This is a genomic window from Kribbella sp. NPDC050459 (assembly GCF_040655315.1).
In the GTDB taxonomy this organism is placed as follows: Bacteria; Actinomycetota; Actinomycetes; order Propionibacteriales; family Kribbellaceae; genus Kribbella.
Window position 1 is genome coordinate 131,479 of sequence record NZ_JBFAJQ010000001.1, and the last position, 20,415, is coordinate 151,893.

Here is a 20,415-nt window from a genome sequence, read left to right on the forward strand (position 1 = left end):
AGTCTCGGCTGTAAACGATTACAAGAACGATTACAGGAGGTCGGCGTGAGTCGTCCGACGATCGCTGGGGTGGCCCGGGCGGCCGGGGTCTCGGTGGCGTCGGTGTCACGGGTGCTGAACGGGCTGCCGGCCACCGAGGAGATGGTCGAGCGGGTGCAGCGGGCGGTGTCGGAGCTCGGCTACGTGCCGGACGCGCGGGCCCGGTCGCTGAAGGTCGGGCGGACGTTCCAGCTGACGCTGGCGGTCGCGGACGTCGGCAACCCGGTGTACGTGACGATGATGCGGGCCGTCGAGGAGGTCGTGGCCGCGGCCGGCTACCGGCTGGTGGTGACGACGACCGGGCCGGACGTGGTGGACGAGGTCGCGCTGGTTCGGGGGATGGCGCGCGGGTACGCCGACGGTCTGCTGATCAGCCCGCTGCGCGTCGACGAGGATCTGGTGAAGTCGATCCGCGAATGCGAGGTGCCGGTGGTCGTCGCCGGTAACGTCCCGGCCAAAGCGGGCGTCGACACCGTGCGGGCGAACTCACCCAAGGGCATGCTGCTCGCCGTCGACCACCTGGCGTCCTGCGGCCGCACGCGCATCGCGTTCCTGAACGGTCCCGCCGACACGGTCCCCGGGGCGGCCCGCGCGAAGGGTTTCACCGAAGCCCTGAAAGCCCACAACCTCGAGCCCGTCGCCGCCACGGAAGCAGACGACTTCACCTTCGCCGCAGGACGTTCTGCCGCACGGCAGCTGCTGACGACCCCCGGTTCGGAGCGGGTCGGTTTCGATGCGGTGGTGTGTGCGAACGACTTGCTGGCCGTGGGGTTGATGCACGAGCTGGCGGCCGCCGGGCTGCGGGTGCCGGACGACGTTGCGGTGGTGGGGATGGATGACAGTGAGTTGGCCGAGCAGAGTTTTCCGCCGCTGACGAGTGTGAATCTGGGGTCGGCCGAGCGCGGGCGGCGGGCGGCCGAGTTGCTGCTGGCAAGGATCGAGGACAACGACCGGACCCCGCGGCGGATCGTCGTCCAGCCGTCCCTCAGCATCAGGAGGTCCACCCCGTGACGGCAACCTTGACCGCGCCGCAGCCGGTGAAGAAGAAGGTGGGGAAGCCGAAGGCGAATCGCGAGGCGATCCTGCTGTTCCTGCCCGCCCTGCTGCCGGTGCTGATCCTGAGCGTCTACCCGCTGATCCGCGGTATCGCGCTCGGCTTCACCGACGCCCGCGCCGGCCTGCGGGTCGAGACGAACTTCGTCGGCTTCGGCAACTTCGCCAAACTCCTCCACAACGACCTGTTCTGGGACTCGTTCCGGATCGGCGTGATCTGGACCTTGTCGGTCACGATCCTGCAGTTCGTCGCCGCGCTCGGCCTCGCCCTGCTGCTGAACACGAACCTCAAATTCCGCGGCGTCGCGCGCACCCTCGCGCTGATCCCCTGGGCGATGCCCCCGGTCGTCGTCGCGATCATGTGGCGGTTGCTGCTGCACCCGACGAACGGCCCGGTCAACGAGATCCTGCAGAAGCTGCACCTCACCGACCACCCGATCAACTTCCTCGGCGACTTCAACACGGCGCTCCCGGCCGTGATCGTGGTCGGGATCTGGGTCGGTATGCCGATGACCACGATCACGCTGCTCGCCGGTCTGCAGGGCATCGACCGCACGCTGTACGAAGCGGCCGCGGTCGACGGCGCCGGCGCCTGGAGCCAGTTCTGGAACATCACGCTTCCGCAGCTGCGGACCGTGATCGTCGCGATCACCAGCCTGGACATGATCTGGAACTTCAACTCGTTCGGCCTGGTCTACGTGCTGACCGCCGGCGGCCCGGGCGGCAAGACGATGCTGCCGATGTTGTTCGCGTACAACGAGGCGTTCCGCTACGGCAACTTCGGGATGGCCGCGGCGATGGGTGACGTGATGGTGGTCATCATCATCGCGTTCCTGTTCTTCTACCTGCGGAACCGGCTGAGGAGCGAGGCATGAGGACAAGGCCCGCCACCCGCTTCCTGCAGTACGTCGCCGTGCTCGCGTACCTGGTCTTCCTCGGCTTCCCGCTGCTCTGGCTGATCTCCAGCTCGCTGAAGTCGCCGCAGGAGTTCGCGAGCATCACGCCGAGCCTGCTGCCGAAGCACTTCGACCTGTCCAACTACAGCGACGCGCTGAACGAGCAGGGCCTGGTCCGCGGTCTCGGCAACAGCCTGCAGATCTCGATCTACAGCACCATCCTGGTGCTGATCGTCGCGCTGCCCGTGTCGTACGCGCTGGCCCGGTTCCGCAGCCGGCTGCGGCCGCTGACGAACGGCTGGATCCTGGTCAGCCAGGTGTTCCCGGTGATCCTGATCGTGATCCCGCTGTTCATGATCCTGCGCCCGCTGCACCTGACCAACACGATCCCCGGCGTGGTGATTGTGTACATGGTCTGGTCGCTGCCGTTCGCACTGTGGATGCTGCAGGGGTACGTCGCCGCGGTGCCGCGGGAGCTGGAGGAAGCGGCCTCCGTCGACGGCGCCGGCCGGGTCCGGACGATCGTCTCGATCGTGATGCCGCTGCTGCGGCCGGGCCTGATTGCGACCGCGATGTTCACCTTCATCTCGGCGTGGAACGAGTTCTTCTTCGCCCTGGTCCTGCTGCAGGACCCGCAGCTCAAGACCCTTCCGCTGGTGCTCGCCCGGTTCGTCGGGGCCGAGGGCCAGGTGCAGTTCGGCCCGCTCGCCGCCGCCTCCGTGCTGGCCACCGTCCCCAGTCTCGTGTTCTTCGCCTTCCTTCAGCGCCGGTTGACCTCCGGCTTGCTGAGCGGCGCAGTCAAAGGTTAGGAGAGATAATGAAGAAGGTATTGACCGCGTTGCTGGCGGCGGGAGCGCTGGTGACGCTCGCCGCGTGCGGGGGCAACAGCGACGACAGCGGTTCGGGGTCGTCGACCGAGAAGGTGACGCTGAAGTTCCAGAGCCTCGCCTTCCAGAAGACCACGGTCGCCGCGACCAAGAAGATCGTCGCGGACTGGAACGCCGCGAACCCGAACATCCAGGTCGAGTACGTGCAGGGCAGCTGGGACTCCGTGCACGACCAGCTGGTCACCCAGTTCCAGGGCGGGACCGCGCCGGACATCATCCACGACGAGTCCGCCGACATCACCGGCTTCGTCAACCAGGGCTACCTCGCGGACCTCTCGCCGTACCTGAGCAAGGACACCAAGGACGCCGTGAGTCAGGGCGTCTGGGACACGGTCTCCAAGGACGGCAAGATCTACGCCGCGCCGACGCTCCTGCAGTCGTACGTCGTGTTCGCGAACTCCGCGATGCTGAAGCAGGCCGGGATCACCGCGACCGGTGACTCGCTGAGCTGGGACGACCTGGCCGCCGACGCCAAGAAGCTGACCGCGGGCGGCAAGTTCGGACTCGGCTGGGGCCTGAAGAGCCCGACCGCGACGATGCTGAACCTCGGCCTGAACTTCGACGCCAAGTACTTCGACGGCTCCGGCAAGGACGCGAAGGCGACCGTCGGCGACGCCGAGCTCGAGGTGCCGAAGCGGATCCACGCGATGGCGTACGACGACAAGTCGATCGACCCGACGTCGCTGACGCAGAGCGGTTCGGACGTGCTGCCCGGGTTCTACGCCGGCAAGTACGGGATGGTCGTGGCCGGCAACTACGTCGCGCAGCAGATCCTCGAGGAGGCGCCGAAGACCTTCCAGTGGGAGGTGCTGCCGCCGCTGAAGGGCACGAGCAGCAAGCAGGCCGCGAACCCGCAGACGCTGTCGGCGCCGGCCGAGGGCAAGCACATCGAGCAGTCGGCGAAGTTCATCGACTACTTCATGAAGGCCGAGAACCTGGCCGCGGTCGGTCAGGGCGACTGGCTGATCCCGACCACCCAGGCGGCCCGGGACGCGGTGCAGCAGGCGACCGGCGGCAAGAACGGCTGGCAGCAGATCCTGGCCAGCGGCGCCGAGCTGACCAAGGCGCCGTTCCAGAGCGTGGAGAACTACCCGCAGTGGAAGGACCAGATCGCGACGCCGGCGTTCCAGCAGTACCTGGCGAACAAGACCGACGCGGCGGCGCTGGGCAAGAAACTGAGCGACGGATGGGGTCAGGTCAACAACTGATGCCGGAAAAAGCCAGCACAGCACTGGAAGAGAAGGCGGTCGGCGCTCTCGTCGGCTCCGCGGTCGGTGACGCGATCGGTGGCGCCGTCGAGGGCTGGACCCCGGAGGCGATCCGGGAGCGGCACGGCGGCTGGGTGACCGGCATCGTCGGCCCGTGGTACGACGACTGGCGGACCGCCCGCCCGATCGCGCCGTACCACAAGGGCGACGGGCACATCACCGACGACACCTTGATGACGCACGCCCTGGTCGAGGTGTACGACGAGCGCCGGTCGCACCTGGACGCCTACGCGGTCGCCGAGTCGCTGGTGCCGAAGATGCTGAACGGGACCCGCTGGGTTCCCGAGCTCGAGGCGGACGCGCTGCTGCTGCAGCGGGTGTTCCTGGCCGAGAAGTGGCTGGTCGCCCGCCTGCACTACGGGCACGTCGATCCGCGCGAGGCGGGTGTCGGCAACATCGTGAACTGCGGTGCGGCGATGTACATGGCGCCGGTCGGGATCGCCAACGCCGGCGATCCCGAGGGCGCGTACGCCGAGGCGCTCGACGTCGCCGGTGCGCACCAGTCGAGCTACGGACGGGAGGCGGCCGGCGTGTTCGCGGCCGCCGTCGCCGCCGCGATGACGCCGGGCGCAACGCCCGCGTCGGCGGTCGAGGCTGCTGTGGCGCTGGCCAAGGACGGCACACGGAGGGCCGTCGAGGCGGTCGTCGAAGCGGCCGACGGCGTGACGGACTGGGAGGAGGCGATTCCTGTGCTGCGGAAGGCGATCGAGCCGTACGACACGGTCGGTCCGAACTACCGTGAGCTGTCGATGGACGCCCGCCGGCCGAGCCGTACCAAGGCGATCGAGGAGCTTCCGGTCGCGCTCGGGTTCGTCCTGGTCGCCGAGGGAGACGTCCGGCGGGCTGTCCTGGGCGGCACCAACTACGGCCGCGACGCGGACTCGATCGCGTCGATGGCGGGCGCGATCACCGGAGCTTTGCAGGGCCACGACGGCGTCCCGCCGGACTGGGCGGAGCGGATCGCCGAGGCGAGCAAGACCGATCTGGTGGAGCCGGGTCGTGTCATGGCGTCCGTCGTACGGGACATACTGGCGGCCGACGCCGAGCGGTGGGCCCGGCGTGCGGCCGCGTTGGATGCGCTGGTCTGAATGTCAGTTGGCGTACGCCTCGAGCTCGACGATCCGGGAGTACCCGTGGTCGTTGGAGTCGTGGATGACGAGCTGGACGGCGTCGACCGCGCGCGGCTCGAAGGTGAAGACCAGACGGCCCGTGGTGTTGCCCCGGACCCCCTCCATGGTCGTCCACACACCGTTGTTCCGGAGTCGGACGTCGAAGTCGCGGACGCCCATCACGGCGGCGGGGTACTTGGTCGAGTCGAGGGTTTGGAGGACGACTCGGCCGATGGTGGTCGGCTGGACGAAGTCGACGCCGTAGGTGTCGGGGAAGACGCCCTTGGTGTTGTCGTGCCAGCCGCTGGCGCCCCATTGTTCGGAGTCGGCGTTGCCGTCGACGCCGCCGCAGAGGCGCATGTTGCCGTTGGTGGAGGATGCGACAGCCTGCTCGCCGAGCAGCACGTTGTCGCGGGCGGGGACAGGCTTGATCACCACAGGCACCTGCAGGTGCTGCTTACCGACGGTCAGGTCGACGGAGTACGTCGCGGGCGCGGTGCCGCGCGGGACACTGACCTCGAGCGGCGCCTTCACGAGCTGATCGACCGGCAGGTAGCTGGAGAACTGGTGCCGGGACAGCGTGAGGGCGGCGTCCCCGGCGACACGCATGTCGGCGATCGTGGGTTTGCGGCCGGTGTTGGTCATGCCGAGCGTCAGCTTCCCGGCCGGGAAGCACGGCAGCGGCACGACCTCCACGGGCTGTGGCGTGGCGCTGATCTCCACCTGGTTGTTGCCGCTGGCAACGGCGACGGCGGGCACCACGAGCGTGAGTGGGACGGCGACGAGGGCGATGCGTCGGAGCATGGGCTGGTCCGTTCAGGCGAGATGGGTTCCGGGACGGCCGTCCTCGACGACCAGGGTGGCGCGCGTGGACGCCGTACCGCCGGGAGTGACGACGCGGTCGACGACACGGAACTCCGACGTCCACTGCGTCCGGTCGAGCCGGCAGCTGAGGTAGCCCCGCTGGACGTTCTGGTACTTGACGTGCGGGTTCTCGGCGAGCAGCGCGCGCCCGGTGGCGTCGGCGTCGACGCCGTCCTTGCCCGACGAGATCGACGTGGTGACGAACTCGGACCCGATCGCCGGCGTGGACGGATCCGCGAAGTTCACCCGCAGGTCGGAGGCGACGCTGCGGTGCAGGTCGCCGGTGAGGACGACGAAGTTGTCGACACCGCGGTCGCGGACGCCGGACAGCACGCGATCGCGCGAGGCGGCGTACCCGTTCCAGGTGTCCATCGGAAGCTCGAGCTCCGGCCCGGTCCTGCGGTCGAGCTGGGCCATGGCGACCTGCTGCGCGACGACGTTCCAGCGGCTCGTGGAGGATCCGAGCGTGTCCAGCAGCCAGCCTTCCTGGGCGGCGCCGGTGATGGTGCGCGCCGGGTCGGTCGACACCTCGTCCGGCGGCAGCCATCCACCGGTCGACGTCTGGTCGTCGCGGAACTGCCGCGTGTCGAGGATGCTCAGGTCGGCAGTACGGCCGTACCGGAGGTGGCGGTGCAGGCGGATCGACGGGCCGTCGGGGGACTGGTCGAGACGCAGCGGCATGTGCTCCCAGTACGCGCGGAAGCCGTTCGCCCGGCGGACGAGGAAGTCGTCGTACGGGATGCCGTCCTCGGACACGTATCCGGCCCAGTTGCCCTCGACCTCGTGGTCGTCGAGCGTGACGATCCACGGCGCCGCCGCGTGCGCGGCCTGCAGGTCGGGGTCGGTCTTGTGCAACGCGTACCGGGCCCGGTACTCGTCGAGCGTGAAGATCTCGCCGGCGAAGTCGACCGGTACGGACTGGTTGCGGACGCCGGCGGTCGGTCCGACGCCGACCTCGTAGATGTAGTCGCCGAGGAACAGCACGGCATCGTGCTCCCGGCGTACGACGTCCTGGTACGCGGTGTAGAACCCGTCGTAGTAGGCCTGGCAGGACGCAACCGCCAGCGTCACGGCCGGCTCGTCGGACGGCGCCGGCGCGGTCCGGGTACGACCGGCCGGGCTGATCTGACCGGCGGCGCGGAACCGGTAGAAGTAGTGCCGCCACGGCCGCAGCCCCCGGACGTCGACATGCACGGTGTGCGCGTACTCCGGACGGGCGTGCGCCGTGCCTCGGCGGACCACTCTGCGGAACGACTCGTCCTCGGCGACCTCCCACTCGACGTTCACCGGGCGGTCGCCCATGCCGCCGAACGGTTCGAGCGGGCCGGGCGCGAGGCGGGTCCAGATCACCACGGCGTCCGGCAGCGGATCGCCAGACGCGACGCCGAGCGTGAACAACGGTCGGTTGTCGGTGCGGTGCGATATTCCTACCGCATCGACAAGATCGGGGAGGTTTCCGGTAAGAGCGAGCGCGGCGGCGGTTCCGGTCAGAAAGCTGCGGCGGGTGACCATGGCCGGAAGTATCAGGCCGCGCCGACAGAACGATCCAGGTGTGCGTTTCGCCTGGCGCAACAGGGGAAGGAAGAGCCTCGATGAGATTGACCTGGGTGCAGCCGGAGGACCTCCTCCCGCACCAACTGGTCCAGGCGCGGTCGGAGGGCGTCGACGTCACCGACGTCCAGGCCCGCTGGCTGGCCGCCGGCGGGACCACGGACGCGCCCGTGTCGGGTGCCTCCGACGAGCCCGCGACCCCCGCGCTGCGGGCACTCGCCCGCGAGCTGCTGGACGTGCTCGACGCGCGGACCGGGGACTGGCGCGAGCCGGTGATCCCGGAGCTGCCGTCGCTGGGTGCGCCGGTCGATCTCGAGACCCGCACGCTGAACGCCTGGCTCGGCCGGATGGCCGGGAACCTGCTCGGCAAGCCGGTGGAGAAGATCCCGCGCGAGGGCATCCGGGAGATTCTGGCCAGCTCCGGTCAGTGGCCGCTGACGCAGTACATCACCGCGATCGGCGTGCCCGACGACGTGCAGCAGCGATGGCCATGGAACCGGCGGTCGAAGGTGAACAGTCTGCGCGAGGTCATCGACAGCATGCCCGAGGACGACGACATCAATTTCGCGATCCTGGCGCTGGTGATGATGGAGCGCTTCGGGCCCGCGATGTCCACCGAGGACGTGGCCCAGAGCTGGCTCGGCGACCTGCCGGCCGGCCGCGTGTTCACCGCCGAGCGTGTTGCCTACCGCAACCTTCTGGAAGGGATCGAGCCGGCCCGCGCGGCCGTCGTCGGGAACCCGTTCCGGGAATGGATCGGCGCCCAGATCCGGACCGACGCCTACGGCTGGGCGCATCCCGGCGACCGCACCGCGGCCGCGCGGCTCGCGCTGGTCGACGCGCGGCTCAGTCACACCGGCGCCGGGATCGACGGCGCGCTCTGGGTGGCCGCGATGTCCGCGGCCGCGCTGGTGCTCGACGATCCGGTCGAGGCCGCGGTCGCCGGCCTGGACGTGGTCGGCGGTCAGGGCGCGATCGCCCGCGCGGTCCGCTTCGGGCTCAGCCTCGCCGACGCCGAGCTGGACGACGCGCTCGACGCGCTGCACCACGAGTACGGCGACCTGCACTGGGTGCACGCGGTGAACAACACCGCCCTCACCGCGTATGCGCTGACCGCTCCGGATTTCACCACGGCGATCGGCCGCGCGGTGATGGGCGGCTGGGACACCGACTCGGCCGGTGCCACCGTGGGCGCGGTTTTTGGCGCGACGCGCGGGGTTCCGGCAGAGTGGTCCGCACCACTGGACAATCGGGTGGCCACGAGCCTCCCGGGGATGAACCAGATCGCGATCGACGAGCTGGCGCGGAGGACTGTGGAGGTGGCCCGGGGTGGAGCCTGACGTGGTAGTGGTGGGGAGCGCGAATGTGGATCTTGTGTTGCCGGTTCAGCGCATTCCGCGACCGGGTGAGACGGTTCTCGCCGGTGCGATGACCCGTGGTCCGGGCGGCAAGGGCGCGAACCAGGCGGTCGCCTCGGCCCGCGCGGGCGCCCGGACGGCGATGGTGGTCGCGCTGGGTGACGACGACGGCGGCGCACTGCTGCGCGACGCGCTCGAGGGTGTGGACCTGTCGCTGGCGACGACCAGCGACGCCCCGACGGGTACGGCGATCATCACGGTCGAGGACGGCGGTGAGAACTCGATCGTCGTCGCCCCGGGCGCGAACGGCGAGCTGACCTTGTCCGCGGCCGCGCTGACCGCGATCGGCGATGCGAAAATTGTCCTTTCCCAATTGGAGATCCCGTTCCCGACGGTGCAGGCGGCGGCCGCGGCGGCGAAGTACTTCGTGCTCAACGCGGCACCGGCCGCGGAGCTCCCGGACGAGCTGCTCGCCGAGGTGGACCTGCTGGTGGTGAACGAGACCGAGGCCGAGGCGATCGCCGGGCCGGACCGGTCCGCGCTGCTGAAGCAAGTGCCCGCCGCGGTGGTCACGCTCGGCGGGGCGGGCGCGGTGATCCTGACCCGCGAGGCCGACGAGATCGCGGTTCCCGGCGTACCGGTCGAGGTCGTGGACACGACCGCGGCGGGAGACACGTTCTGCGGAGTACTGGTCGCCACGTTGGCTGCCGAATCAACTAACGACTCGATCACGGCAAGCGACCTGACGAACGCGGTCCGACGCGCTAACGTTGCTGCTTCATTGAGTGTTCAGGCTGCGGGGGCGATTCCCTCCGTGCCGCACGGGGATGCGATCGACGCGCGTTATGCGGAGGTGTACCTGTGAATCCGCTCGAACCGCGGCCCATCGACCTTCCGGCGGAGGTCGATCTCGGGCCCCGGGCCGACCTGTCGTTCCTGGACGACGCCAAGATCCTCGGCGCCCCGGAGGACCCCGCCGACCTGCCGCGGTGGCGCGCCAAGCTGGCCGAGTGGCGGTTCGGCGCCTTCGAACGGACCCGGTACGACGGCTCGCACTACGACGAACCCGGTCGGGAATGGACTCAGACGGCGTACTCGGTGGCGCTGGTCTGGCTCTGGGACGACCTGCTCTACGACGTTGAGACCGGGAAGTTCACTCCGGAGAAGTTCGTCGAGCACGGCATCGCCGAGTTCGGCGGGTACGACGCGATCGTGCTCTGGCACGCGTACCCGGTGATCGGGATCGACGACCGCAACCAGTTCGACTTCTACCGCGACGTCCCCGGGCTGCGCGAGCTGATCGACGACCTGCACCGGCTCGGCCTCAAGGTGTTCTTCGACTACAACCCGTGGGACGTCGGCACCCGCCGTGCGGACGGCTCGGACGCCGACGAGTTCGCCGCGCTGGTCACCGACTACACGGTCGACGGCGTGTTCCTGGACACGCTGAAGGAGGGCGACCCGGCGTTCACCCGCGCGATCCGGCAGGCGAACCCGGCGATCGCGCTGGAGGGCGAGTCACGGTTGCCGATGGCAAGGATCGGCGACCATGCCTTGTCCTGGGCGCAGTGGTTCGCCGACACCCACGCGCCCGGCGTGCTGCGGGCGCACCTGTTCGAGCGGCGGCACATGATGCACCACACCCGCCGGTGGAATCGTGACCACAGCGACGAGCTGCAGTCCGCCTGGGTGAACGGCGTTGGCATGCTGGTCTGGGAGTCGGTGTTCTCTGCGTGGGTCGGGTGGAACGCCCGCGACCGCGCGACGCTGCGCCGGATGGTCGCCGCGCAGCGGGCGTTCGCGCCGGTGCTGATCAACGGCGACTGGATCCAGCTGACGCCGGAGATCCCGGAGAAGGCCCGCGACCACGGCGTCCACGGGTCCCGGTTCGACTTGGCGGACATCACGTTCTGGACGTTGATCAACCGTCACGACGAGGACTTCGAGGGCATCGTGCTGCGCTCCGAGGACCAGGTCGGCGACTGGTACGACGTGACGACGGGCGTCCCGATCACCGCGGACGACGACGGTGTCCATCTCGTCGTACCGGGTCGCGGCGTGGCCGGCATCGTCCGTGTCGGCGCCACCGCCGGCGCCTCCTGCCGGGCCACCGCGCGCCGGCTGGGCACGATGCCGCGCGCCCATGTCGACGAGTCCGCGTTCCCGATGCGGCCGGCCGAGCGGGTCGTCGCACCACCGGTCGCCGGTCCCGCCGAGATCGGCCCGACGGTCGACGTGCCGGCGGGGGAGCAGACGCTGATCGTCCGGCACCGGCGGCGCGAGACCGGCCTGTACGACACCGCGCCGTACGTCGAGGAGTGGAAGCCGCTGCCGCCTCGCCTGCACGACATCCAGACGGTGACGCGTGAGGTGTCGCTGCCGGGATGCTCGGTGGCTGTCGCCGAGGTGACCAACGCGGAGTACCTGGCGTTCCTGCAGGCGACCGGCTACCGTCCGCTGGTCGCGAACCGGTTCCTGAAGCACTGGGTCGACGGCGTGCCCGTTCCCGGGACCGAGGACCAGCCGGTGACGTACGTCGACCTGCCGGACGCCCGGGCGTATGCCGCCTGGCGTGGCGGACGGCTGCCCAGCGAGGACGAGTGGCAGCTCGCCGCGCTCGCCGAGGGGTTCACCCGGCGCGAGCCGCTGGTGTGGAACCTGACCGAGAGCGAGCACCGCGACGGACGCAGCCGGTTCTGCATCCTGAAGGGCGGCTCGCACTACGTCGCCGAGGGCTCCGACTGGTACGCCGACGGCGGCCCGCAGGAGCCGGACGTCAGCTTCAAGCTGGTGCTGACCGGCGGCGGCCTCGACCGCTCGGAGAACATCGGCTTCAGGTGCGCGAAATGAGACCTGCTCCACTCGACGGGGTGAAGGTGCTGGAGGCGGCGACGCTGTTCGCGGGGCCGCTGGCAGCGACCTTCCTGGGCGACTTCGGCGCCGACGTCACGAAGATCGAGCACCCGTCCCGGCCGGACGCGGCGCGCACGCACGGCGCCTCGAAGGACGGTGTCGGGCTCTGGTTCAAGACCCTCGGCCGGAACAAGCGGCTCGCGACGCTCGACCTGTCCCGCGGCCGGGACGTGTTCCTCGACCTGGTCCGGCAGCACGACGTCCTGGTGGAGAACTTCCGGCCCGGGACGCTGGAGCGCTGGGGCCTCGGCCCGGACGTGCTGCTGGAGGCGAACCCGCGGCTGGTGATCGCGCGGGTGACGGCCTTCGGGCAGGTCGGTCCGTGGTCGCGGCGTCCCGGGTTCGGGTCGCTGGCCGAGGCGATGAGCGGGTTCGCGGCGGTCACCGGCGAGCCGGACGGCCCGCCGACGCTGCCGCCGTTCGGCCTCGCGGACGGGATCACCGCGCTCGCCACGGCGTACGCCGTCCTGGTCGCGCTGCACGAACGGGACCGGTCCGGGGCCGGGCAGGTCATCGACATGGCGATCATCGAGCCGATCCTGATGATGCTCGGCGGCGGCATCACGGCGTACCAGCAGACCGGGTACGTGCAGCCGCGGCTGGGGAACCGCTCGTCGAACAACGCTCCGCGCAACGTCTACCGCACCGCGGACGGCCGCTGGGTGGCGGTGTCGACCAGTTCGCAGAGCATCGCCGAGCGCGTGCTGACGCTGGTCGGGCGCCCCGATCTGGTCGCGCAGCCCTGGTTCGCGACCGGGCGCGAGCGCGCCCAGCACGCCGACGAGCTCGACGAGGCGGTCGGGTCGTGGATCGCGGCGCGGTCGCTGGAGCTCGTGATGGAGGAGTTCGAGAAGGCCGAGGCTGCGGTCGGGCCGGTGCACGACATCCGCGGGATCATGACCGACCCGCAGTACGCCGCGCTCGGGACGATCGTCAGCGTGGACGACGACGAGCTGGGCCCGGTGCAGATGCAGAACGTGCTGTTCCGGCTGTCCGAGTCGCCGGGGGAGATCAAGTGGGCCGGCCGGCCGCACGGTGCGAACACCGACGAGGTGCTCGCCGAGATCGGTGTGACGCCGGACCAGGTGGCGGCGCTGCGAGCAGCTGGAGTGGTGTGAGGGGGCGTTGAGGTGCTGACCGCACTGTATGTACCGGCCAACCGGCCGGACCGGTTCGCGAAAGCTGTTGCCGCGGGCCCCGATCTGGTGGTGTTCGATCTGGAGGACGCCGTACCGGTCGCCGACAAGGCGGATGCGCGCGGCTGGGCGGTCGCCTGGGTCGCCGCGAACGCCCGCGGGCCGGTCGAGATCCGGGTGAATGCGCTGGACTCGCCCTGGATCGAGGATGACCTGGCGGCGATCCGCGCCGTACCGCAGGTGCGGTTGCGGGTGCCGAAGGTGGAGAGCGCGGCGGACGTCCACGCGGTGCTGGACAAGGTGCCGTCGGCAAGGATCACCGCGCTGATCGAGTCCCCGATGGGTCTGGAGCGGGCGTTCGAGATCGCCACCGCGGACCCGCGGCTGATCGCGGTCGCGCTCGGCGAGGCAGATCTGTCCAGCGCGCTCGGCGTGGACGGTTCGGAGGGGTTGATGTGGGCGCGCGGCAGGCTCGTCTCGGCCTCCCGCGCCGCGGGCCTGGGTGCCCCGATGATGTCGGTCTACCCGAACGTCAACGACCTGGACGGCCTGCGAAAGACCTCACAGGAAGGCCGGGCGCTGGGCTTCGTCGGCCGTACGGCAATCCATCCGCGGCAGTTGCCGACGATCGTGGAGGCGTTCACCCCGGCCCCCGCCCAGGTCGCCGCCGCGCAGGAACTGCTGGACGCGGTCGAAAAGGCAGACATCGCGAACGGCGGAGTGATCGTGCTACCGGACGGCCGCATGGCCGACCCGGCAATGATCGGCCGAGCCCGCGAGCTCACCACGCTGATGCAGGAGATCGAGTCCCACCGGGGCTGACCGGCCCGGACCCCCACCACTCAGCAACCTGCGGCAGCTGGGCCGGCGTCCGCTCAAGCGAGGGCCCTAGACGTCGCTCGGCGCGTGTTGGTGAGTGATACAGGTCCGCGGGGCGTGGTCGGCTAAGGTCGAAGTATGCTCCCGCGCAGTGTTGATGCCGTGGTGATCGGTTCGGGGCCGAACGGGCTGGTGAGCGCGATCACGCTCGCCGACGCCGGCTGGGACGTGCTGGTGCTGGAGGCCGCCGACACGTTCGGCGGCGCCGTCCGGTCGACCGAGGACGGCGGCTGGATCAGCGATCGTTTCAGTTCGAACTATCCCCTCGGGGTCGCGTCACCGGTGATCCGGGCGCTGGAGCTGGAGAAGTTCGGCCTCAAGTGGGCGCACGCTCCGCTGCCGCTGGTCCATCTGCTCGACACCGACGGCTCCGCGGCGGCGATCCACCCGGATCCGGAGGACACCGCGAAGTCGCTCGGCGCCGAGCACCCGGGCGACGGTGACGCATGGTTGCGGCTCTACCAGCAGTACGTGTCCATCCGCGAGCCGTTGCTGAAGGCGCTGCTGACCACCTGGCCGCCGATCGGCCCGGGCGTGCAGCTGGCCCGGAAGCTCGGTTCGCCGGGGGAGCTGCTCCGGTTCGCGCGGTTCATGGCGATGCCGATGCACCGGATGGGCCAGGAACTGTTCGACGGGCGGCACGGCCCGGCGATCATCGCCGGGAACGCGCTGCACGCGGACGCGTCGCTGTCGGGCGCCGTCAGCGGCACGATGGGCTGGCTGCTCGCGATGCTCGCCCAGGACGTCGGCTTCCCGGTCGCGGCGGGCGGATCCTCGGCCTTCTCCGGCGCGCTCGTACGACGGGCCGAGCGGGCAGGCGCGCTGCTGGTCGGCGGCGCGCCGGTGTCCGGCGTCGAGGTGTCGGCGGGCCGAGTGACCGCCGTCCACACGGCCTCGGGGGAGACGGTGGCCGTCGAGCGGGCCGTGGTCGCGGACACGTCCGCGCCGGTGCTGTACCGCGAATTGTTGCCTGAGGCACTCGTTCCGGCCGGTCTGCGCCGGGATCTCGACGAGCGGTTCGAGTGGGACTACCCGACGGTCAAGCTGAACTTCCGGCTGAGCGGCCCGATCCCGTGGCTGTCACCCGAGGCGCGGTCGGCGGGCGTCGTACACCTCGCCGGGACCGCCGACGACCTGGTCCACCTGTCCGCCGACCTCGACACCGGGCGGGTGCCGTCCCAGCCGTTCCTGCTGATCGGCCAGACCACGAAGTCGGATCCGACCCGGTCGCCGGACGGCGCCGAAGCGGTCTGGGCGTACGCGCACCTGCCGCGCGGTGTCGCCGACGACGCATCCGCTGAGAAGCTGGCCGGCCGGATGGAGCGCGCGATCGAGCGGTTCGCGCCCGGGTTCGGCGACCTGGTCGTCGCGCGGGACCTGCAGCGCCCGTCGGGGCTGGAGTCCGGGAACGCCGCCCTCGGCCTCGGCGCCGTCGGCGGCGGCACGATGCAACTCCACCAGCAGCTGATCTTCCGGCCGACGATCGGGCTGGGCAGCGCTCGCACCTTCGTCGACGGCCTGTACCTGGGCAGCTCCGCGATCCACCCCGGCGGCGGCGTCCACGGCGCCTGCGGCCACCTCGCCGCCCGCACCGCCCTCCGCGACGCCTCCCTGCTCGGCCCCCTCACCCGCAAACTCCCCACCGCCACCCTCCGCCACCTGCAGAAGTGAGACTCGACGAGGCGACCTGCAGGGCTCGGGTGGCGGCTGCTCGGGTCGGGCGGTTGGCGACGGTCGGGGCGGATCTGCGGCCGCATGTGGTGCCGGTGACGTACGTCGTTCACGGTGACGAACTGTTCATCGCGGTCGATCAGAAGCCGAAGTCGACGACCGCGCTGAAGCGGCTGCGGAACATCGCGGCACACGAGCGCGTCGCCGTCCTCGTGGACGAGTACGACGAGGACTGGACGCACCTGTGGTGGATCCGGGTCGACGGCGTCGCGCGGGTGACGCCCAGCCACGCGGCGGCGGTGGAGCTGCTGGCGGCGAAGTACCCGCAGTACGAGGCCGACCCGCCGCGCGGACCGGTGATCGGGATCCGGGCTGAGGCGTGGTCGGGCTGGTCATACGCCTGAGCGGGCACGATCGACAGGAAGTGTCCGCCCGGCCCGGCCGCGTTCACGCTCAGCGGGACCGTCGACGAGGCGCAGTGGACATATACGTCCTGTCGATCCGGCCCCTGCTCGGCGCGTAGGCTCGGCGGGGTGAACGTGGAGGGGTTGCTGCGAGAGCTTGCGCCGCAGGTGCTGGGGTTCCTGGCGCGGCGGCACGGGCAGTTCGACCTGTGTGAGGACGCCGTGCAGGAGGCACTGCTGGCGGCGGCGACCCAGTGGCCGGTGGACGGCGTTCCGGCGAACCCGCGCGGGTGGCTGATCACTGTCGCCACTCGTCGGCTCACGGATGCGTTCCGCAGTGAGAACGCGCGGCGGCGGCGTGAGGACAACGTCGCGGCGATGGCCGGCCCGGAGGAGCTGGTCTCCCCGGCCGCCGACGTGGACGAGGCGCCGGACGCGGACGACACGTTGACCTTGCTTTTCCTGTGCTGCCACCCGGCGGTGACGCCGGCTTCGCAGGTCGCGCTGACGCTGCGGGCCGTCGGCGGCCTGACCACGGCGGAGATCGCCCGCGCGTTCATGGTGCCGGAGGCAACGATGGCGCCGCGGATCAGCCGGGCGAAGAAGAGCATCAAGGCGGCCGGCAGCCGGTTCGAGATGCCGCCGCCGGCGGAGCAGGCCGAGCGGCTGCGCGTCGTACTGCAGGTCCTGTACCTGATCTTCAACGAGGGCTACACCGCCAGCTCTGGCGAGGAGTTGCAGCGGGTCGAGCTGACCGCCGAGGCGATCCGCCTGGCCCGGATGCTGCGATCGGCGCTGCCCGACGACGGCGAGGTCGCGGGCCTGCTGGCGTTGATGCTGCTGACCGATTCGCGCCGGGCCGCGCGGACGACGGCCGACGGCGGCCTGGTGCCGATCGACGAGCAGGACCGGTCGTTGTGGGACCGCGCGCAGATCACCGAGGGCGCCGACCTGACCCTGGAGACGCTGCGCCGCGGCGCCGCCGGGCCTTATCAATTGCAGGCCGCGATTGCCGCCGTTCACGCGGAGGCGCCGAGCGCGGCGGAGACCGACTGGCGGCAGATCCTCGCGCTGTACCTGGTCCTGGAGAAGCTCGCCCCGAACCCGATGGTGACGCTCAACCGCGCGATCGCGCTCGCCCAAGTCGAAGGTCCGCAGGCCGGCCTCGATCTGCTCGCGACCCTCGAGGACGACAAGTTCATCACCGAGACCCATCGTCTGGACGCGGTCCGGGCCCACCTGTACGAGCGCGCCGGTGATCCGGCCAAGGCCCACGAGCATTACTTGGCCGCGGCCCGCCGTACGACCAGCCTCCCGGAGCAGCGTTATCTGCAGGCGAAGGCGGACATGGTCACGGGATGAGCCGGTAGAAGCGGAACAGTGCGGTCTGGAACGGGAGGATCCGCGTCTCGGCGAATCCCGCCTCCGTGGCGTAGCGGCGCAGTGTCGCGGGGCGCATGACCGCGCCGGTCGCGGCCGACTCCGGATCGCCCATCGCCTCCGGCAGGCAGGACATCAGACTCCAGCCGTAGTGGTAACGCTCCAGCTCCGACGCCGGCGCGGTGAACTCGTCCTCGACCAGCTCGTCGAGCACCGAGCCGCCCGGCGCGAGCAACTGCCGCGCGCTGCGCAGCGCATCGACCGGTCGCGGGATGTCGTGCAGCGCCTCCAGGATCGTGACCAGCTCGAACTGACCGCTCTGCGCGGCGTCGGACGCGTTCGCGACCGAGAAACTGACCCGATCGCTCAGTCCGGTGTCGCGGGCATGCCGGCTCGCCGCGGCGATGGCGTCCTGGTCGAGGTCGAGGCCGTGCACGGCGATCCGTGGATAGGCCCGCGCCATCGCGATCGACGACCAGCCGGTGCCGCAGGCGAAGTCGGCGACCCGGGCCGGTGGATCGGAGCGGAGCCGCTGGTCGATCTCGGGAATCGCCGGCAGCCACTGCTTGCCCAGCAGGTTCAGGTACGTCGGCCGGTTGAACTCCGCGCGCCCTTCCGGCTCCCACGGCTGGTGCGGCGGCGCGGCACCGGTGCAGTACGCCTCGACGAGGTCGGGCAGCATCCGCGCCGCGCGGGCGAGCTCGACGCCCTTGTAGCCGTGGTAGTCGACGTTGTCCGGGTCGGCCAGCACCGGAACGTGCTCGGGCGGGAGGGTGTAGCGCCGCTCGGTCGGCGCTGCCGTGGTGTCGTCGACGTCGACGAGTCCGCTGACCGCGTGGTGCTCGAGCCACTCGCGGATGTAGCGCTCGTCGGTGCGGGTGCGTCCGGCCAGCTCGACCGACGTGGCGGGGCCGTGCTCGGCGAGTGCCCGGTACAGGCCGAGTTGCTCGCCGAGGTAGACGGCGTACAGCTCGAGCGCCGCACCGGCGTTCCGGAAGAGGCGCTCTACGAGTGCGTTGGTCCGGTCCATGGATTGGATCGTACTGCCCGTCCGGTCGCATGCGAGTCGATCGCGGCGTGCGCGAGTTCGAGCGCGCGGCGGCCTGCTCTCGCGTGGACGGGCGGTGGGTCGCCGGCCCGGAGTGCGGTGAGCAGCGCGTCGACGTGGCGGTCGAAAGTGCCCGCGAAGTCGCGGGCCTCGTCATCGAAGTACGTCGAATGCCAGCGCTGCTCGACCGGGTCGCCGGGCTTGGAGAACGTCAGCGCGCGGACGGTGTCGTGGATGACCAGGCGTCCCTTCGTGCCGTTGATCTCGATCCGCTGCGTGTCGGGGTAGGCGTACGAGGAGTCGTACGTGCCGAGCATCGTGCCGACCGCGCGGTTCTCGAAGTCCAGAGCCAGCGCGACCGTGCTGAACGCGCCGTACGTCTTGTCGGTCATGTGCGCCGAGACCGCGGAGATCGGGCCGACGAGATGCTCGAGCATGTCGAAGCCGTGGCACTGGGTCTCGATCAGGTTCGCGTGCGGGGACCCGCCGCGGTTCGCCTCGCCGCCGAAGCGCCAGGTGGCGAAGATCAGCTCGCCCAGTTCGCCCGCGTCGATCAAGGCCTTCGCGCGGCGCACGGGTTCGGCGTACCGGTGGTTGAAGTTGATCGCGAAGAACCGGTTGCCGGCCGCGTCGAGGAGCGCGTCGGCCTCGCCCAGGTCGAAGACGAGCGGCTTCTCGACCAGCAGCGGTACGCCGGTACGCACGAGGCGCAGCGTGACGTCGTAGTGGTCCTCGTTCGGCAGGCAGACCGTGACCAGGTCGGGGCGTTCACGCTCCATCATGAGGTCGAGATCGGTGTACGGCGTGGTGCCGAACTTCTCCGCCCGAGCCCGCGTCTTCTCGGGCGTGCGGCCGACGACGGCGCACAGCTCGGTGTCCGCGCGCCGGGAGAAGATGCGCGCGTGGTGCTCGCCCCAACCGCCTGCACCGACGACCGCGACCCTCATGCTGCGCCCTCCTGGGTGATGACGACCTTGCCGGTCTCACCGGCCAGGAACAGCCGGAACGCTTCGGCGATGTCCGAGACCGGGAAGCGGTGACTGATCACTCGGGCGATCAGGTCCTGGTGCGCCGACAAGAGCGCGAGGTTGCCGGGCATCTCGTCGTACCGGAAGTACTCGCTGCCGAGGACGGCGTGCTCGGGACTGATCAGGTCGTCGGAGGCGTTCAGGGTCACGCCTTCGCCGTGGCCGACGCAGATCAGTGCGCCGCGTCTGCCGATGATGTCGAGAGCGGCGCGGCGCGCCGACTCCTTGCCGGAGGCATCGAACGCGACATCCGGGTGGCCGGCTGCGGAGATGTCGTCGGCAAGCAGCGGGACCGCGCCGAACGTCTCGGCGAAATCGAGGCGCCAGCGGGAGACGTCCGAGATGTAGACCGGGACGTCCGCGCCGTAGGTCAGTTTGCTCATCACGGTGAGACCGAGGCCGATCGGGCCCGCGCCGGCGATGTAGACGCTCTCGACGTCCTGGCGGACGAGCGCGGCGCGGCCGAGCGCGTGGGCGCTGGTGCCCATCACGTCGAGCAGCATCGTGGCGTTGCCGATCTCGATGTCGTCGGTGATCGGGAAGAAGTTGGTCTCGTGCACGAGCTCGTAGGGGCCGTACCCGCCGTCGTGGGTGAAGCCCATGTCGGCGCGTTTCGCGAAGCACTGGTTGGTGGCGCCGTACTTGCAGCTGCGGCAGTCGCCGCAGAAGTCCATCAGGAACACGGCGCCGCGGGTGCCGACGGGCGTGCTGGTGCCGTCGCCGGCCTGCAGGACGGTGCCGGCGGCTTCGTGTCCGGGGACGACGGACGAGCCCTCGCAGTACTGGTGGCGGTCGGTGCCGCACAGGGCGTTGGCCTGCACGGCGAGCAGGAGCTGACCTGGTCCGGGGTCCGGGTACTCGTGGTGCGCGAACTCGATGGTGCCGGCTCCGGTGAACCTGGGGACGAGGGCGGTACGCGTCATGGGCCGGA

At 70.4% G+C, this 20,415-nt stretch carries 18 protein-coding genes; 13 read left to right on the forward strand and 5 right to left on the reverse strand.

All coding sequences use genetic code 11. The features are described 5' to 3' along the window. The first annotated feature begins 45 nt into the window (after window positions 1-45). Genes AB0I12_RS00620 through AB0I12_RS00640 form a run of 5 tightly spaced genes read left to right on the forward strand, consistent with a single transcriptional unit; the run spans window position 46 to window position 5,231 of the window. Window positions 46-1,050, forward strand: a complete 1,005-nt coding sequence (locus tag AB0I12_RS00620; protein ID WP_359922514.1) for a LacI family DNA-binding transcriptional regulator — start codon at window positions 46-48, stop codon at window positions 1,048-1,050. Continuing rightward, window positions 1,047-1,967 carry a sugar ABC transporter permease gene (locus AB0I12_RS00625; protein WP_359922517.1) on the forward strand — a complete coding sequence of 307 codons (921 nt, stop codon included), beginning with the start codon at window positions 1,047-1,049 and terminating at the stop codon, window positions 1,965-1,967. Before AB0I12_RS00620 ends, AB0I12_RS00625 begins: the two co-directional genes overlap by 4 nt. Further along, window positions 1,964-2,797, forward strand: a complete 834-nt coding sequence (locus AB0I12_RS00630; protein WP_359922520.1) for a carbohydrate ABC transporter permease — start codon at window positions 1,964-1,966, stop codon at window positions 2,795-2,797. The genes AB0I12_RS00625 and AB0I12_RS00630 overlap by 4 nt, the downstream gene beginning before the upstream one ends. 8 nt (window positions 2,798-2,805) lie before the next feature. After that, window positions 2,806-4,083, forward strand: coding sequence for a sugar ABC transporter substrate-binding protein (locus tag AB0I12_RS00635; protein ID WP_359922523.1), 1,278 nt, complete (start codon window positions 2,806-2,808; stop codon window positions 4,081-4,083). Then, on the forward strand, window positions 4,083-5,231 hold the full coding sequence (locus AB0I12_RS00640) for an ADP-ribosylglycohydrolase family protein (RefSeq protein WP_359922526.1): 1,149 nt from the start codon (window positions 4,083-4,085) through the stop codon (window positions 5,229-5,231). The genes AB0I12_RS00635 and AB0I12_RS00640 overlap by 1 nt, the downstream gene beginning before the upstream one ends. Window positions 5,232-5,234: 3 nt before the next feature. Here AB0I12_RS00640 and AB0I12_RS00645 read toward each other — a convergent pair whose 3' ends face one another. Then, window positions 5,235-6,056 (reverse strand): hypothetical protein, encoded by an 822-nt coding sequence (locus AB0I12_RS00645; protein ID WP_359922529.1) that lies wholly within the window; start codon window positions 6,054-6,056, stop codon window positions 5,235-5,237. 12 nt (window positions 6,057-6,068) lie between these two features. Further along, window positions 6,069-7,628: an alkaline phosphatase D family protein gene (locus AB0I12_RS00650; protein WP_359922532.1), complete on the reverse strand. Its 1,560-nt coding sequence runs from the start codon at window positions 7,626-7,628 to the stop codon at window positions 6,069-6,071. 80 nt (window positions 7,629-7,708) lie between these two features. On the opposite strand from AB0I12_RS00650, the gene AB0I12_RS00655 reads away from it, so the two are divergent. The 8 genes from AB0I12_RS00655 (at window position 7,709) to AB0I12_RS00690 (ending at window position 17,390) form a co-directional block, all read left to right on the forward strand. Further along, the gene (locus tag AB0I12_RS00655; RefSeq protein WP_359922535.1) at window positions 7,709-9,007 is read left to right on the forward strand and encodes an ADP-ribosylglycohydrolase family protein; all 1,299 of its coding nucleotides are present in this window, start codon (window positions 7,709-7,711) and stop codon (window positions 9,005-9,007) included. Between the two features lie 10 nt (window positions 9,008-9,017). Continuing rightward, window positions 9,018-9,890, forward strand: coding sequence for a ribokinase (locus AB0I12_RS00660; RefSeq protein WP_359925094.1), 873 nt, complete (start codon window positions 9,018-9,020; stop codon window positions 9,888-9,890). After that, window positions 9,887-11,875: an SUMF1/EgtB/PvdO family nonheme iron enzyme gene (locus AB0I12_RS00665; protein ID WP_359922538.1), complete on the forward strand. Its 1,989-nt coding sequence runs from the start codon at window positions 9,887-9,889 to the stop codon at window positions 11,873-11,875. The genes AB0I12_RS00660 and AB0I12_RS00665 overlap by 4 nt, the downstream gene beginning before the upstream one ends. Then, window positions 11,872-13,056 (forward strand): CoA transferase, encoded by a 1,185-nt coding sequence (locus AB0I12_RS00670; RefSeq protein ID WP_359922540.1) that lies wholly within the window; start codon window positions 11,872-11,874, stop codon window positions 13,054-13,056. Before AB0I12_RS00665 ends, AB0I12_RS00670 begins: the two co-directional genes overlap by 4 nt. 12 nt (window positions 13,057-13,068) lie before the next feature. Continuing rightward, the gene (locus AB0I12_RS00675; protein ID WP_359922543.1) at window positions 13,069-13,896 is read left to right on the forward strand and encodes a CoA ester lyase; all 828 of its coding nucleotides are present in this window, start codon (window positions 13,069-13,071) and stop codon (window positions 13,894-13,896) included. Between the two features lie 135 nt (window positions 13,897-14,031). Further along, entirely contained in the window at window positions 14,032-15,624 is a 1,593-nt protein-coding gene (locus tag AB0I12_RS00680; protein WP_359922546.1) for an NAD(P)/FAD-dependent oxidoreductase, read from the forward strand. Then, the gene (locus AB0I12_RS00685) at window positions 15,621-16,028 is read left to right on the forward strand and encodes a TIGR03668 family PPOX class F420-dependent oxidoreductase (RefSeq protein ID WP_359922549.1); all 408 of its coding nucleotides are present in this window, start codon (window positions 15,621-15,623) and stop codon (window positions 16,026-16,028) included. Before AB0I12_RS00680 ends, AB0I12_RS00685 begins: the two co-directional genes overlap by 4 nt. A gap of 129 nt (window positions 16,029-16,157) precedes the next feature. Next, window positions 16,158-17,390 (forward strand): sigma-70 family RNA polymerase sigma factor, encoded by a 1,233-nt coding sequence (locus AB0I12_RS00690; RefSeq protein ID WP_359922552.1) that lies wholly within the window; start codon window positions 16,158-16,160, stop codon window positions 17,388-17,390. Here the strand turns inward: AB0I12_RS00690 and AB0I12_RS00695 are convergent. Genes AB0I12_RS00695 through AB0I12_RS00705 form a run of 3 tightly spaced genes read right to left on the reverse strand, consistent with a single transcriptional unit; the run spans window position 17,380 to window position 20,407 of the window. Next, complete coding sequence (locus tag AB0I12_RS00695; RefSeq protein ID WP_359922554.1) at window positions 17,380-18,438, reverse strand: methyltransferase domain-containing protein; 1,059 nt, start codon at window positions 18,436-18,438, stop codon at window positions 17,380-17,382. The genes AB0I12_RS00690 and AB0I12_RS00695 overlap by 11 nt on opposite strands. Next, complete coding sequence (locus tag AB0I12_RS00700; protein ID WP_359922557.1) at window positions 18,414-19,403, reverse strand: Gfo/Idh/MocA family oxidoreductase; 990 nt, start codon at window positions 19,401-19,403, stop codon at window positions 18,414-18,416. Before AB0I12_RS00700 ends, AB0I12_RS00695 begins: the two co-directional genes overlap by 25 nt. Beyond that, the gene (locus AB0I12_RS00705) at window positions 19,400-20,407 is read right to left on the reverse strand and encodes an alcohol dehydrogenase catalytic domain-containing protein (protein ID WP_359922560.1); all 1,008 of its coding nucleotides are present in this window, start codon (window positions 20,405-20,407) and stop codon (window positions 19,400-19,402) included. Before AB0I12_RS00705 ends, AB0I12_RS00700 begins: the two co-directional genes overlap by 4 nt. Between the last annotated feature and the right edge of the window lie 8 nt (window positions 20,408-20,415).